This window comes from Streptosporangium sp. NPDC003464, assembly GCF_053588315.1.
The window spans coordinates 23,413-37,744 of the sequence record NZ_JBSFPS010000070.1 but is presented as its reverse complement, the minus strand read 5'-3'; the positions used below and the strand labels follow the sequence as shown (position 1 = coordinate 37,744).

At 71.0% G+C, this 14,332-nt stretch carries 14 protein-coding genes; 5 read left to right on the top strand and 9 right to left on the bottom strand.

What is annotated here, in order from left to right:
• The first annotated feature begins 325 nt into the window (after window positions 1-325).
• Both ACWDS7_RS17855 and ACWDS7_RS17850 read left to right on the top strand, forming a co-directional pair.
• A complete protein-coding gene (locus ACWDS7_RS17855; RefSeq protein ID WP_451930171.1) occupies window positions 326-814 on the top strand; it encodes a hypothetical protein in 489 nt (162 codons plus the stop codon).
• A gap of 63 nt (window positions 815-877) precedes the next feature.
• Window positions 878-2,008: a GDSL-type esterase/lipase family protein gene (locus tag ACWDS7_RS17850; protein WP_451930170.1), complete on the top strand. Its 1,131-nt coding sequence runs from the start codon at window positions 878-880 to the stop codon at window positions 2,006-2,008.
• A gap of 4 nt (window positions 2,009-2,012) precedes the next feature.
• Here ACWDS7_RS17850 and ACWDS7_RS17845 read toward each other — a convergent pair whose 3' ends face one another.
• From ACWDS7_RS17845 to ACWDS7_RS17820, 6 genes are all read right to left on the bottom strand, one after another.
• On the bottom strand, window positions 2,013-2,738 hold the full coding sequence (locus ACWDS7_RS17845; RefSeq protein ID WP_451930169.1) for an alpha/beta fold hydrolase: 726 nt from the start codon (window positions 2,736-2,738) through the stop codon (window positions 2,013-2,015).
• Window positions 2,739-2,894: 156 nt separating this feature from the next.
• Window positions 2,895-3,578: a 4'-phosphopantetheinyl transferase family protein gene (locus tag ACWDS7_RS17840; protein ID WP_451930168.1), complete on the bottom strand. Its 684-nt coding sequence runs from the start codon at window positions 3,576-3,578 to the stop codon at window positions 2,895-2,897.
• Window positions 3,562-3,945, bottom strand: a complete 384-nt coding sequence (locus ACWDS7_RS17835; RefSeq protein ID WP_306867122.1) for a hypothetical protein — start codon at window positions 3,943-3,945, stop codon at window positions 3,562-3,564. Before ACWDS7_RS17835 ends, ACWDS7_RS17840 begins: the two co-directional genes overlap by 17 nt.
• 684 nt (window positions 3,946-4,629) lie before the next feature.
• Window positions 4,630-5,337: a maleylpyruvate isomerase family mycothiol-dependent enzyme gene (locus ACWDS7_RS17830; protein ID WP_451930167.1), complete on the bottom strand. Its 708-nt coding sequence runs from the start codon at window positions 5,335-5,337 to the stop codon at window positions 4,630-4,632.
• A gap of 22 nt (window positions 5,338-5,359) precedes the next feature.
• A complete protein-coding gene (locus tag ACWDS7_RS17825) occupies window positions 5,360-7,039 on the bottom strand; it encodes an acyl-CoA carboxylase subunit beta (RefSeq protein ID WP_451930166.1) in 1,680 nt (559 codons plus the stop codon).
• Between the two features lie 91 nt (window positions 7,040-7,130).
• Window positions 7,131-8,198 (bottom strand): SDR family NAD(P)-dependent oxidoreductase, encoded by a 1,068-nt coding sequence (locus tag ACWDS7_RS17820; protein ID WP_451930165.1) that lies wholly within the window; start codon window positions 8,196-8,198, stop codon window positions 7,131-7,133.
• Window positions 8,199-8,876: 678 nt separating this feature from the next.
• Between ACWDS7_RS17820 and ACWDS7_RS17815 the strand changes: the two genes are divergently transcribed.
• Complete coding sequence (locus ACWDS7_RS17815) at window positions 8,877-9,575, top strand: hypothetical protein (RefSeq protein WP_451930164.1); 699 nt, start codon at window positions 8,877-8,879, stop codon at window positions 9,573-9,575.
• A gap of 130 nt (window positions 9,576-9,705) precedes the next feature.
• On the opposite strand, the gene ACWDS7_RS17810 is transcribed toward ACWDS7_RS17815, so the two are convergent.
• Window positions 9,706-10,569 (bottom strand): NmrA family NAD(P)-binding protein, encoded by an 864-nt coding sequence (locus ACWDS7_RS17810; RefSeq protein WP_451930163.1) that lies wholly within the window; start codon window positions 10,567-10,569, stop codon window positions 9,706-9,708.
• 88 nt (window positions 10,570-10,657) lie between these two features.
• On the opposite strand from ACWDS7_RS17810, the gene ACWDS7_RS17805 reads away from it, so the two are divergent.
• Window positions 10,658-11,614: a helix-turn-helix transcriptional regulator gene (locus tag ACWDS7_RS17805; RefSeq protein ID WP_451930162.1), complete on the top strand. Its 957-nt coding sequence runs from the start codon at window positions 10,658-10,660 to the stop codon at window positions 11,612-11,614.
• A gap of 339 nt (window positions 11,615-11,953) precedes the next feature.
• Here the strand turns inward: ACWDS7_RS17805 and ACWDS7_RS17800 are convergent, their stop codons facing one another.
• A complete protein-coding gene (locus ACWDS7_RS17800; RefSeq protein ID WP_451930161.1) occupies window positions 11,954-12,697 on the bottom strand; it encodes a TetR/AcrR family transcriptional regulator in 744 nt (247 codons plus the stop codon).
• 153 nt (window positions 12,698-12,850) lie between these two features.
• Here ACWDS7_RS17800 and ACWDS7_RS17795 point away from each other — a divergent pair, with 153 nt between their 5' ends.
• Entirely contained in the window at window positions 12,851-13,600 is a 750-nt protein-coding gene (locus ACWDS7_RS17795) for an SDR family NAD(P)-dependent oxidoreductase (protein WP_451930160.1), read from the top strand.
• Between the two features lie 84 nt (window positions 13,601-13,684).
• Here ACWDS7_RS17795 and ACWDS7_RS17790 read toward each other — a convergent pair whose 3' ends face one another.
• Window positions 13,685-14,287, bottom strand: a complete 603-nt coding sequence (locus ACWDS7_RS17790; protein ID WP_451930159.1) for an isochorismatase family protein — start codon at window positions 14,285-14,287, stop codon at window positions 13,685-13,687.
• Window positions 14,288-14,332: the final 45 nt, after the last annotated feature.

The window sequence follows — 14,332 nt, the reverse complement described above, 5'->3', positions numbered from 1 at the left end:
GGGGGTGCCCGAGCCGAGCAGCAGGCCGCGGAACTCGATCTGCTGGTCGCGGGTGACCCGCCGCCGTCAAGCCGTCGGCCTGGCGCCGGGAAAGTCAGCAAATACGGAGAAGCCGCTCTCAGGACCTCCTCGCCACAATAGGCATTCGGTTCGACAATGCCGCCGCGGGAAATGCGGGGCGAGGGAGGGTCCGCCACGGCATTCGCGGCGGGCATACGGTCGTGATTTCCGGGATCGAGGTCTGTACATGGCAACCGGGACAGCTTCAGCGAGCTCTTCTCCAGTCCGGATATCGGCCCTCAACAGCCGATATCACCAGGCCGCATTGGGCCTTTATCTGCTGTTGGTCGTGGCCCACTGGGCCGAGCACGTCGCCCAGGCGATCCAGATCTATGTCCTGGGCTGGCCGCTCCCCGAGGCGCGTGGCGTGCTGGGCCTGCCGTTCCCCTGGCTGGTCAAGTCCGAGTGGATGCACTACGGCTACGCGCTGCTGATGCTGGTCGGCCTGATCATCCTGCGTAAGGGCTTCACCGGCAGGTCGCGGACGTGGTGGAACGTGTCACTGGCCATCCAGGTGTGGCACCACTTCGAGCACCTGCTCCTGCTCACCCAGGCGCTCACGGGCTCGAACCTGCTGGGCCGCCCCGCTCCGACCAGCATCATCCAGCTCATCGTGCCGCGCGTGGAACTGCACCTGTTCTACAACGCGATCGTCTTCCTGCCCATGGTGGTGGCGATGATCCTCCACCGGCGGCCCCGCACGTCCGAGCGCGCCGCGATGCGCTGCAGCTGCGCCGTCCCCGCCCACGGGTGACAGGGAATGGCGGGTGGACGGGCGGTCCGCGGCCCTGCCGTCCCGGCCACGGCTCCGCGCCTGATGATCGTCGGTGACTCGATCAGCCACGGCCTGGAAGGCGACTACACCTGGCGGTACCGGCTGTCCCGGAACTTCGACAAGCACGACTTCCCGGTCCGCTTCGTCGGACCGGGGAGAGGCACCTCGGTGCTGCCGCCGAGCCGGCCGGGCGACCGTCCGGCCGGCTCAGCAGGTGCGGCCTGCGCGGCCTGCGCGGCAGAGGCGGCCGAGATGGCGTGTACGGCCTGCGCGGCCGGTGCGGCGTGTACGGCCTGCGCGGCCGACCCCGTCCACAACGGCCGTTACCGGCCGGGGATCGGCTTCGGCGGCAGCAGGCACCACGCGAGGTGGGGCCGCCGGCTCCACGAGGCCAAGGACGACATCCGGGAGACCGTCGCCGCCCACGCCCCCGGCTATCTCATGGTCGAGCTCGGGTTCAACGACCTGGCCTGGGGCGTGTCCGGCCCCGACCGGCTGAGGGCGGACGTCGAGACCTTCGTCCGGCGGGCCCGTGAGGCCGATCCGGACATCCAGTTCCTGATCGCCAACGTCGTCCATCGCACACCGCTGGACTCCAGCCCCGGCCTGCCGGACATCATCACCTCCTACAACGAGGCGCTGCCGGCCACACTGGCCGCGATGTCGACGGCCCGGTCGAGGGTCGTCCTCGTCGACCTCGACGGCGCCTACGATCCCCACAACGACGCCTACGACGGTCTCCATCCGAACAGCATCGGCGAGTTCAAGATCGCGAAAGCGTTCGCCGACGCCTTCTCGTCGGCGTTCGCCCACGGCCGGGTGGATTTCCTCGACCCGATCCCCCGCACGGCCGACCCGCTCGTGATCTCCGCGCCGGCCGGCATCACCGCCACCCCGCACGGCTCGCACATCAGGGTCTCGTGGCCGCACGTGTTCGGCGCGAGCGGGTACTGGCTCTACTGGCGCGACGCCACCGTCGGGCAGGGCTTCCAGAGGTCACCGCTGCCGATACTCGCCGACAGCGTGGCGTCACCGGCCCAGGCCGGGCACATCTACGAGTTCATGGTCAGCGGCGCGCGCGGGTCCCAGGAGACTCCGGCCACCGAGATCGCCGCCGCCGTCCTCGACGGGCGGCCGGCGCTGTCCCTGACAGGCGGTCAGGCGGGGCGCTGAGCGGTCAGTTCTGCTGGGAGACGATGTCGGTGAGGAGCGTGACGAGCTGGTCGGGAGCCGACACCATCGGCCAGTGACCGGTCTTCAGGGTGTGGAAGGTCCAGTTCGGCTCGGCGCGCATGGCCGCGACGTCGTCGGAGACCCTGCCGTCGAAGTGCTCCAGCTCGCACACGATGTAGCTCGCCCGCTGCTGTGTCAGCGGCCGCGCCAGGACCGCCGGTTCGGACAGCGTGCGCCCCGGGTGGCCGACAGAGCGCTCCACCAGCCACCGTGCCTGCTCGATGGACAGGTCCTGCCCGTCGGCCACGGCGGCGACGTCCGGGACGGGCCAGCGGCCCCGGTTCTCGGCGATCAGCCGGAGCTCGTCGGCGCGCTGGCGCTCCGGGAAGACCTGGAGCATCGACGTGCCGTCGTGGGGCAGGAACCCCTCCACGAACACGGTGCGCGCCACCCGGCCGGGTGCCCGGTCGGCGACCTGACCGGCCACGATGCCCGAGTAGCTGTGCCCTACGAGGGTGACGTTCCGCAGGTCCTCCGCCTCCAGGAGCGTCAGCACGTCATCGACGTGGGTGGCCAGGCCGACGCCCGAGACGTCAACCTCGGGGCTGGCCAGTCCTGACAGCGTGACCGGACGGACGTGATGACCGAGCGCGCGCAGCCCGCAGGTCACCGGCTCCCAGACCCAGGCACCCGTCCACGGGCCGGGAATCAGGACGAAACAATTCTTCACGGAAGATCAGTTCCTCTCCTTACGCTAAGGCTGTCCTGAACGGCGCGGGGGGCCGGCCCAGTGGTCCCTCATATCCATATCCGCAGGCCGGCCGCCCCGCAGGGCACAACTTCGCATTTTCATTCAGCAGCCTTTTACCAATACAGTCAAGTGTTGTCAGGCCACCATGTCCGCCATGGCGGGCAGCGAGAACGGGCTCAACTTGAGGTCGAGGGCGTCCGACTCCGACACCGTGACCGGGAAGTCGTCGGCGATGACCGCGACCATGCCGGCGTATCCGCTGCCGGGGTCGAGGGGATGGAGCTGCACCCGCTCGGGAGGGATGTCCAACGGCCAGCCGAGCAGCGCGGGCCTCTCCCGCGGACTGCTCACCTCCACCTGGTCCGGAGGGATCCGCAGCCCATGGCCCGTCGCCTTGAGCACCGCCTCCTTGCACACCCACATGCGGGCGAAGGCGAGGTGCTGCTCGTGATCGGGGAAGGTCCGCAGGATCTCCTGCTCGGCCGGCGACAGGGCGCACCGCACGAGCTCGTCGACCGGGCAGGAGGGCACCTCCTCCACGTCGACCCCCAGCCGCCCGGCGGGGCTCAGGGCCACCGCCACGCGGTTGGCCGAGTGGGAGATGGAGACGTGCAGCTCCGCCCCCTCGTTGCGGATGTACGGCTTGCCGTGCGGCTTGCCGCAGTCCGAGCACCGCCGCTCCACGGGGACGTCCTCGGGAGGGACGCCCAGCTGGAGGGCCGCGGTGGTGCGCAACAGCCAGGACGCGGTGAGATACCGGAGCCGGTCGGGCTCGCGACGGAAGGTCGCGGCCCGCTCCAGCTCAGTTCCACTGAGCACGCTGGTCAGGACCTCGGCCTGGTGATCCCGTGGATCCGCCCACCATACGCTGCACTCCCCAGCCTTTAATATGGGGGTAATCATGGTCAGCCTCCTTCGATTCTCGATTACCGGTTGTCAGAATGTGACAGGTCGCGAGTTTCCAGTGGTTGACGGCCGGATCGGCGAGAATTTCGATCACCTTGGCGCAGATCTGCTCACTGGTTGTTTCCTCGTCGGTGTGGATTCGAATAACAATTTCCCCGGTCGCCTGCCTGAGGTCTTTACGCCATTTCTCGGGCAGTAGCGCCAGGATCCGGATTCCGTCCACCGGTGAATTGTTCGACGGGTCTCCTCCGCTCCGCCGCATCGTCAGCTCGACCAGCATGGCTCTAACCCCAAGGCGTGTCGGCAGCGGTGGGCGCGGAGTCCCAGGTGGTACCGGCGGCGACGGGCGGTGCGGAGTGCCCTGTCGCGCCCACGCCGGTCGACACGGATCGGCCGCCGATGACGACGGCGCCTGGGACGGCACCGGAGACAATCGCCGCCGGCACTTTCACGGCGGCCCTGGAATTGCCTGTAGACGCGGCCGGGCTTTTCATTAACTACCCCTTTCTCGGCTGTGTGTTCGTTCTCGCATAATCAACTCTGCGCTCTCGGCGGCCCGCGGACCAGACAGATCGGAGTCAGCAAGTTGCCCGGCCCTAACCGCTTCCTGCCAGAGCGGCGCCGGATGGCCGCGCGTGCCGGGTGGGAGACGCTCCCCGGACGGGAAAAGCCCGCACGCCGGAGCCGGCGCGGGGCTGCGAGAAGGCACGGGGCCGCGAGCGGGGAAGAGGCCGCGGAAGGGGGAAGGGGAAGGGCCGCACGAGGAGGCGGCCGGGGACGCGGCTCAGGCCGGGGACGGGGCCGGGATGGGGCCGGGGCCGGGGACCGGGCATGCGGCGCAAGGCCCACGCGGGTCAGGCCGGAGAAGGGGGCGGGGTGGCTCTCAGCAGTTCTGAGACGGCGCTTTCACGCGGGGGGAAGGAGCCCGGTCGGGGCGGTTGTCAGACGCCCTGGGACGGCGCTTTCACGCGGTGGTGAGCGCGCTCTCCGCCGGTCGCTCCGGCGGGGTGAACGGCCCCCAGGTGAAGGCCGGCAGCCACGGCCGCGGGTCCTCGCTCCAGTGGAGCCGCGCGATCTGCGCGGATGTGCGCCGTCCGGCGAGCGACCGGTACAGGTCGTGCCGGTGGGCGCTGAGCGTGGCCGCGGGCCGCCCCGCCGGGCCGGCCGTCCACCGGGCGCCGGGGGTCTCGATCCGGAGCGTGGGAAGGCCGCGCGCGCTCACCTCGGCGGACAGACCCGAGACGACGACGTCGAGCGCGCCCGGGTAGGCCGGGTGCTCGGCGGGCGGCGGCAGGCCCAGGGCGTAGCGGATGTCGAGCTCGTGCGTGAACGCGTCCATCGTCATCACGCCGCCACGCCGGGCGGCGTCACCGGCGACGAGCCGTTCCACCTGCTCGCCCGCCGTGGTCCAGGCGGCGAGGAGGGCGGCCAGAGCGGCGTCGCCCGGGAGCGGGCCCACCACGGGCCGGCTCCCCAGCCTCCCGGTCACCCGCGCGCAGATCTCGACGAGGTGGGCGACGACCTCGCGGACCGTCCACCCCGGGCAGGCGGCGACGGCGAGGTCACCGGCGGCCGGACGGCCGGCCAGCAGCCGTGTCACGTTCTCGCGGACATGGCGGTAGGCGATGTCCGCGGGCACCCGTTCCCAGTCCGGCACGTTCACAGCGGCCACAGCGGCGCGTTCCGTGCCGGTGTCACAGCGGCACGTTTCCGTGCTTGCGCTGCGGCGGCTGCTTGCGCTTGTTGCGCAGCATCGCCAGCCCGCGGGCCACCACCGCCCGCGTCTGCACCGGATCGATGACGTCGTCGACCAGGCCGCGCTCGGCGGCGTAGTGCGGGTGCACGAGCTGCTCGGAGTACTCGGCGACCAGCTCCGCGCGGAGCTCGGCCGGGTCCACGGCGGCGGCCAGCTCCCTGCGGAAGATGACGTTCACGGCGCCCTCGGCGCCCATCACCGCGATCTCGTTCGTCGGCCACGCCAGCGAGAGGTCGGTGCCGATGGAGCGCGAGTCCATCACGATGTACGCGCCGCCGTACGCCTTGCGCACGATGACCTGGATGCGCGGCACGGTCGCCTCGCAGTAGGCGTACAGCAGCTTGGCGCCGTGCCGGATGATCCCCGCGTACTCCTGGTCGGTGCCCGGGAGGAAACCGGGGACGTCGACCAGCGTCACCAGCGGGATGTTGAAGGCGTCGCAGAACCGCACGAACCGTGCGGCCTTCTGCGACGCGACGACGTCCAGCACGCCGGCCAGCACCATGGGCTGGTTGCCGACCACTCCGACCACGTCGCCGTCGATCCGGGCCAGCACGCAGATCACGTTCGGCGCCCAGCCCTCGTGCAGCTCCAGGAATTCCCCGTCGTCCACCAGCTCGGCGACGACCTGCCGCATGTCGTAGGGCTTGTTCGGCTCGACCGGGACTATCTCGGCCAGCCGGGGCCGCACGTCCGTGGCCGCGTCGTAGGACGGCGTGCTGGGAGGGAACTCCAGATTGTTGCTGGGCAGCATCGAGACGAGATAGCGCACGTCCTCCAGGCAGCTCTCCTCGTCGTCGTGGACGAAGGTGGCCACGCCCGACCGGCCGCCGTGCACCTCGGCGCCGCCGAGCTCGGCGTGGCTGACCCGCTGGCCGCTCACCGCCTCGACGACGTCGGGACCGGTCAGGTACATCTGCGCGGTGTCGCGGACCATGAAGGTGAAGTCGGCCAGCGCCGTGGAGTAGGCGGCCCCTCCGGCGCAGGGCCCGAGCACGACGCTGATCTGCGGTATCACTCCCGACGCCTGGACGCTGCGCTGGAAGATCCCGCCGTATCCGTTGAGGGACATCACCCCCTCCTGGATCCGGGCGCCCCCGCTGTCGTTCAGCCCGATGAAGGGGGACCCGGTGGAGATCGCCAGATCCATCACCTTGTGGATCTTCGAGGCGTGGGCCTCGCCGAGCGAGCCGCCGAAGACGGTGAAGTCCTGGGCGTAGACGAACACCCGGCGGCCGTGGATCGTGCCGGAGCCCGTGATCACACCGTCGGTGTACGGGCGCCGCTCCTCGATCTTCAGACCGTGCGACTGATGGCGGCGGTACATGTCGATCTCGGTGAACGACCCCTCGTCCAGCAGCAGGTCTATCCGCTCGCGGGCCGTATGCTTGCCGAGCGCGTGCTGCCGGTCGACCGCCTGGCGGTGGCCGGCGGTGACCTCCTCACGCAGCTCTTCACGCTGCTCGCGCAGCAGGCGCATGGACCGGGTCTGGGGCTGCGGGACCGGTGGCTCCACCCGTCGGGGCCCGCTCGCCTGGCCGTCGGGACGGCCCTCGATGACCTCCTCGACCGGCGTGGGCAAGGGGACGAGTATGAAATCGAGCTCCGAGGTGCTCATCAGCGCTCCTTCCCCTGGCCGTCCAGGTTCCCCTGGGCGCCCAAGGCTCTGGCCCGCCGGGCGGTCCGCTCGCTCATGGGGGCATCTCCCGTCAATGCGTCGTTACAGATGACAGGCTCGGCCGGCCGGAACCCGCCTGCCGGGCAGACAGGTGGCCGCTTCCGCGCAGCCAGCGCACCGTGTCACCGAAGGTCTCGGTGACGGGCCGTGGGCTGATCCCATGAGTGCTGACGCCCTCGGCCAGGCGCGTGGCGCAGGCGCACGTGTAGATGGCCCCGTATTCGGCTGGGATGTGCCACGGCCAGACGCGCTGCACGAGATCGACGAACAGCCCGACGGGGATCATCGCGTGAGCCGGCAGGAAGACCGCCGGCAGCGCGCGCCCGGTGACCTCGCGCAGCACCTCCACGTACTGCCGGGTGGAGAGGTAGCGGCCCGGCCCGAAGTGGCGCTCCGGCCTGTCTCCCGGTCTGTCCCCCGGCCTGTCTCCCGGCGGGGCGAGCAGCCGGGCGTGCAGCGCCGCGGTGTCCCGCACGTCGCCGACCGGGAACCCGCCCAGCGGCCAGATGGGCGTCAGCCCCCGGAGCACGCTGCGGACGCGGGAGACCTGGTCACCCAGGTTGGGGTCGTGCGGGCCGAGCAGGGCGGGCGGATAAGTGATCACCACCGGGGCCCCCTCGGCCTGGTGCCGGCGGGCGACCACCTCGGCCGCGGCCTTGCTCGCCATGTACGTCTCGCGGGGCCGGCCGACGGGCGAGTCCTCGTCGATCACCCGCCCCCGGGCCGGGAACATCGCCACGATGCTGGAGACATGGATGATCCGGCCCGCGCCCGCCCGCCGCGCGGCACCGAGCACGATCTCGGTGCCCTGCTCGTTGACCTGCCGCATCCTCGCGTGGAGCCTGCTGTCGAAGGAGTAGACCGACGCCGCGTGCAGAACGGCGTCGGCGCCGCGCACCGCCCGGGCCACGGCGGCCCCGTCGGTGACGTCCCCGGCGACCACGTCGACGGCTCCGGGGTCGACGCCCAGCGGCGACAGCGCGCGCTCCGCCTTCGACGGATCGCGGACGAGCATACGGACGCGGTGGCCCATCTCCACAATCGCCGCAACCGAATGGGCACCGACGAATCCAGTACCGCCGGTCACGCACACCAGCATCAGATCATCTCCTCTAATCCATACCCAGTGAAATGCCCTCGCCTCTCTCCTGTCATCTCCGAGTGTGCTTTCACCCCGCAGCGCGGAACGCCGGCTATCACGGGGCCGTCCGCGGGCCGTTTCCAGGCGGAGGACAACCCGTTCCACGGCCAATGTTCGCCGCCGGGGCGACAATCCGTTCCACCGCCAATGGGCAGACCGGAAGGCGCGGACGGAATGAATCGCGGACCGGCTCCCGCGGCCGGGAGGGCCGCCGCGGCCGTGCCCGGCCGCCCCCGGCCGGGCCGCGAGCACGTGGCCGGAGGTGGCCGCCGCCCTGGCCGGCGGCCCTTGCCGGAAGGCTTTCACCTGCGGTTTCTCCATGCCGCCCGGCAGATGTGCGGCTGTCCAGCGGCTGGCTGGCAGGAACCGGCTACGGGCGGGCAGCTTGCTGACCTCGTTCCGCCTGTCCCCCGGCCCGCGGAGCGCGCAGAGTTGGCCGTGCCGGCAAAAGCCGGACAGCCCGATTAAAGGGATTGAGAAATGAAAAGCCCGATCGCCTCCTCAGCCTTTTCCAATACCACTGCCAAACTGCCGTCCACGCATTTTTCCGGTATAATTCCATCCGCCGTCGCCGCCGGCGTCCCTTCCGTGGCGGCCTCGGCCGGCACCACCCGGGACTAGGCGGAGGCACCAGCCATGTTGGTTGAGCTGACAATGCGGCGGACGGCGGAGGAGCCGTTCAACAATTCACCGGTGGACGGGATCCGGATCCTGGCGCTGCTGCCGGAGAAATGGCGTAAAGACCTCAGGCAGGCCACCGGGGACGTCGTCGGCCTGCCGCAGGAGGAGACCGGACGGCTGGCCCGGCTCGTCGAGGCCGCGGGACGGCCCGCGATGCCCGGCCCCGAATCGCTGATCATGCGCACGGTGACGATGAACGGCGCCCTCGCCTTCCCCGGCCTGGAGGAACCGCACGGCTGGAACGACCCCGCGCTGCTCAGCGCCGAGTTCCCCGGGGCGGGCGCGGTCTCGTCGGCGGACGGCCTGGCCACGTTGTACGCCGCGGCCGCGACCGGGGTCAACGGCTCGGCGCGCCTGCTCACATCCGACACCCTCACCGACGCGGTACGGGAACTGTCGGCCGGGGCCTCCTGGTCGGGCTTCCCGGACCTGGGCGCCCGATGGGGAGCGGGCTTCCTCCTCGACGCACCCCGGTTCCGGCCCATGCTCGGCCGGCGCAGCTTCGGCAACGACGGCGCCGGCGGCCAGTTCGCCTTCGGCGACGACGAGTTCGGGGTGGGCTTCGGCTATGTCGCCAACCGGATGGTCGGCCACGGCGACGCGCGTGCCAACCGGCTCATCACGGCGGTACGGGAGCACCTGACCGGCCGATGAGCCACCCGGGACGCTCGCCTCCACCCCTGCCACGGACAGGAAGGAGCGGCCCGGCCGGGTCATGGACGTGCCGCCGGAGAGCAGGCGCCCCGGACGAGATGGGACGGGACGCCCGAGAGAACCGCTCCGGTCAGCGGAAGTCCGCAACGTGATCGCGGGCCCATTCGGCGTAGCTGCGCGGGGCACGCCCGATGACCCGCTCCACATCCGGCCAGACCCGCATCAGCGCCGACCAGTCCTGGTCGGCGTAGCCGTCGGCGCCGTCGGCGACGTCACCGCCGTACTCGACGAAGCCCAGCATGAGGTCGGCCGACTCGGCCGCGAACCCGCCCTGCGCCCTCATCAGCTCGCGGGCGCGTTCGCGGCTGACCTCCTCGTAGCGGACCGGCTCACCGAGCGCCTCACCGATGGCCGCCACCTGCTCGCGCACGGTGATCAGGCCGGGCCCGGTCAACGTGTACGCCCTGCCGTGATGACCGTCCTCCAGCAGCGCGGCGACGGCGACAGCGGCGATGTCGGCCTCATGGATGAGGTTCATCGGCTCGTCCGCGAACGGGTAGCGGACCACGCGCTCAGCCCGGATGGGCGGCGCCCAGATCTGCAGCATGTTGGCCATGAACCCGCACGGCCGCACGTGCGTCCATTCCAGCCCGGACTCCTCGGCCGCCTGCTCCACCGGATTGGTGTGCAGCCCCGCGGTCACCGACGCCCCCGACAGCACCACGACGCGCCGTACCCCCGCCTGCCGGGCCAGCGCGACGACCTCCCGCGCGGTCTCCGCCACGGAGAACAGATACATCCGGTCCACGCCCTCCAGCGCGGCAGCCACGCCGGCGGGCTCGGTGAGGTCCCCCTGGACGACCTCCACCTGCGGCGGCAGCTCCGCCGCCGCGGCGTTGCGGGTCAGCGCCCGCACGTCGACACCCGCCCGCACGAGCCGGTCCACCACGTGACGGCCGACGATCCCCGTCGCCCCGGTCACCAAGATCTTCATCTGCGTTCCTTCCCCCTGTCGTTCACGGAAACAACGCTAGAGACCATTCCGGCCACTTCCTGACCGGAATATGAGAGAACCTGGAGGCATGGCGAACACGAGCGCACGCATGCTGCGACTGCTCTCCCTGCTGCAGACCCACCGCTACTGGCCCGGCCTGGAACTGGCCGACCGGCTCGCAGTGAGCGAACGCACCCTGCGCCGCGACATCGACCGGCTACGCGAACTGGGTTACCCGGTCCTCGCCAGCCGCGGCGTCGCCGGCGGCTACCAGCTCCAGTCCGGTACGGCGATGCCGCCCCTGCTGCTCGACGACGAGGAGGCCGTCGCCATCGCGGTCAGCCTGCGCACCGCCGCCGGCGGCACCGTCGAAGGCATCGAGGAGACCTCACTGCGTGCCCTCACCAAGGTCGTCCAGGTGATGCCCCCACACCTGCGCCGCCGCGTGGACGCCCTGCGGGCCTACACGGTCACCGCGCCGACGGACGGCCCCCAGGCCGACGCCACCACGCTGGCCGTGATCGCCCAAGCGTGCCGTGACGACGAACGGATCACCTTCACCTATGCCGCCCCGTCCGGCGAGCCGGCCACCCGGCTGGTCGAGCCGCACCGCCTCGTCTCGCTCGAACGCCGCTGGTATCTGGTCGCCTGGGACCTCGACCGCGCGGACTGGCGCATCTTCCGCCTCGACCGCCTCACCGACCCGGCCGCCACCGGAGCCCGCTTCCGCCCGCGCGACCTGCCCGCCGCCGACGCCGCCGCCTTCATCCAGGACCGGCACGGCTCCCGCCCCGCCCGGCACGACATCACCGTCCTTCTCCACGCCCCGGCCGAAGCGGTCGAGCAGGTCGTCGCCGTCACCGGCGGCCGGGTCGAGCCCGTCGACGACCAATCCTGCCACCTGCGACTGCAGGTGGACGCCTTCGACTGGCCGGTGTTCATCCTCGCCGCGGTGGGCGCGGAATTCGATGTCGTCCACCCTCCCGACTTCCGCCACCACCTCCGCGACGTGGGCGAGCTCTTCCTACGCGCTGGCACCGCCTAGCGAGATTCACGGACCTCGGGTGTCTCCGCGCAGCCGTCCCGGATCCACATCCCGGGCCCCATCGGAGAGCACCCGCGACCGCCCTGGCTTCTTGTTGCGCTTGTGGTCTGGTTGTGGTTGTGGACGCTGATTTTTCGTACGGCGGCCCCGCCTTTACAAAGTAGATTTATAGTGCTGAGAGAGGCCCCGCGTTGGGAGAACCCCCGCCTCTCGAACCCCGCCACGGACCCCGCCGTAGCCGCTCCCGCCCTGACAGCGCCGCGATCGGATCTCGTGCCGCCGGCCGGGGACGGCGGCTCCGCGGGCGGCGATGCCCCCGCTCCCCCACCGCGTTCTCGGTCATCGAGGGATGTCCGGCGTGATCTGCGCGCCGATCCCGTTGAGTACGCGATCCAGCCCGTGCTGGAAGCGCTCGGCGGGGGCAAGGTGCGCGGTCTCGGACTCCAGCACGGACCGGCTGAACAGAGGATAGGCGCCAGACTCGACGACCTGCCGCACGTATGGTCCGACGTAGTCGCGTTTCCACCGTTCCGGGTCCAGGCCGGTACGGCGGGCCTCCTCCAGCCAGCCGATCTCGCGGCGGATCGCGCTGTGGACGTAGTCGTTCACCATGCCGACGGAGCCGGTCATCTCGTCGATGTCGAGCCCGAGCCCGTCGAGCGCGCCCAGGGCGAACTCGTGCACGCGCAGCAGGTTCGGACCCAGGGTGGGGCGGCCGGCGAGGAGGCTGATCAGCCAGGGATGGCGCAGGCCGACGGCTCGGGTCCGGTGGGCGAGGAGGGAGAGATCGGAGCGCCAGTCGCCGGACAGCTTCTCCGGGAGTTCGAGCTCGCCCACCACCGTGTCGATCATGAGGTCGAACAGGTCGTCGCGGCTGGGCACGTAGCGGTAGAGGGACATGGCGCCGGTGCCCAGTTCGCCGCCGATGCGGCGCATGGTGGCGGCGTCGATCCCCTCGGCGTCGGCGACCCGGACGGCCGCCCGGGTGATCTGTGCGCGGCTGTAGCCGGGCCGCCGCCCGGGCCCCGAGCGCTCCCGGCGCTCCGGCCGCATCCAGATGCTGATCAGTTCCTCGTCGGGCATCCCGCCGCCCCTCCCCTACTTGCGTACATAGTACTCGAATGAGTATGGTCCGATTTCAAGTACGTAGTACGCAATTAGGGGGACGGAGGAACCGATCTCTCCGTCTCGGCCTGACCGGGGTGACACACCGCACAGCAGGAAGGCACGATCGACATGACGACATTGACCGGCAAGACGGCGCTGGTGACCGGCGGCAGCCGAGGGATCGGCCGGGCCGTCGCGATCCGGCTCGCACGGGAGGGCGCCCGGGTCGCGGTCCACTACGGCAGCAACGAGACGGCGGCCAAGGAGACGGTCGCGGCCATCGAAACGGCAGGAGGGCAGGCCTTCGCCGTCCGGGCCGAGCTGGGCGTGCCGGCAGACGCCCAAGCACTGTGGGCCGGCTTCGACGCCCACGCCGACGGCCTGGACATCCTGGTCAACAACGCGGGCATCCTCGGCGACCAGACCGAGATCGACGGCGTGACGCGGGAGGGCTTCGAGCGGCTGTTCGCGGTCAATACGACCGCTCCGTTCTTCATCACGCAGCTCGCCCTGCCGCGGCTGCGGGACGGTGGCCGGATCATCACCGTCGGCACGATGCTCACCCGGGGCGCGGCCATGCCCCGGGCGATCGACTACGCCATGTCCAAGGCGGCGCTCGACGTGCTCACCCAGGCGCTCGCCAAGCAGCTCGGGCCGCGTGGCATCACGGTCAACACCGTGGCCCCCGGGGTCATCGACACCGACATGCACCAGGGGCGTCTGGTCGGCGAGGCGCTGGCCTGGCTGTCGTCCCAAACGCCGCTCCACCGGCTGGGCACACCGGAGGACGTCGCCGGCACAGTGGCGTTCCTGGCCTCGGACGACAGCCGCTACATGACCGGGCACCGCCTGGACGTCTCAGGCGGAACAACCATGTGACCCCGCCTACCCGAGGCGGACCGCGCGCTGCGACCGTCCCGGCGATCCGGTGGCTCCGGGCCGCCGGGACGGCTCGGTGGCGGGTCAGGTGGCCAGGTCGGCCACCCGGGCGGCGACCGGGCCGAACAGGTCGCCGATCGTGGTCAAGGCGGCGGCGTGCAGGGTGTCCGCCGGGATCGGCGCGCCGTCCGGGCCCGTCAGCGGCCGGGTCGCGCACGCCTCGGCCACGACGGTGGGCCGGTAGCCGAGGTTGAACGCGCCCTGGGCGGTGAACTGGACGCACATGTGGGTCATGAAGCCCGCCAGCACCAGGTCCGGCCCGGCGTCCAGCCGGCGCAGCACCTCCAGCAGGTCGGTCTCGTGGAAGGAGTTCGGGAAACCCTTCACCACGACCGACTCGCCGTTCCGGGGCGCGACGCGAGTCTCGATCCGCCCGATCTCGGCGCGGATGTCGTACGGGCCGCCTTCGCCGCCGTCGTTGACGACGTGCACCACCGGGGTTCCGGCGGAGCGGGCGCGTTCCAGCAGGCGGGCGGCGGCGTCCAGGGCACGGTCGGCGTCCGGCAGCGCCATGACGCCGGTGCGGTAGGTGTTCTGGAAGTCGATCATGATCAGGGCGCTGGCGGACAGCGCCGGCAGTGCGCCGTCCAGGCCGATCACCTCGCGCAGGGTCGTCGAAACGGTCATCTTGTCCTCCTTGGAATCCGGAAAGCCGGGCATGGGGAATCACCG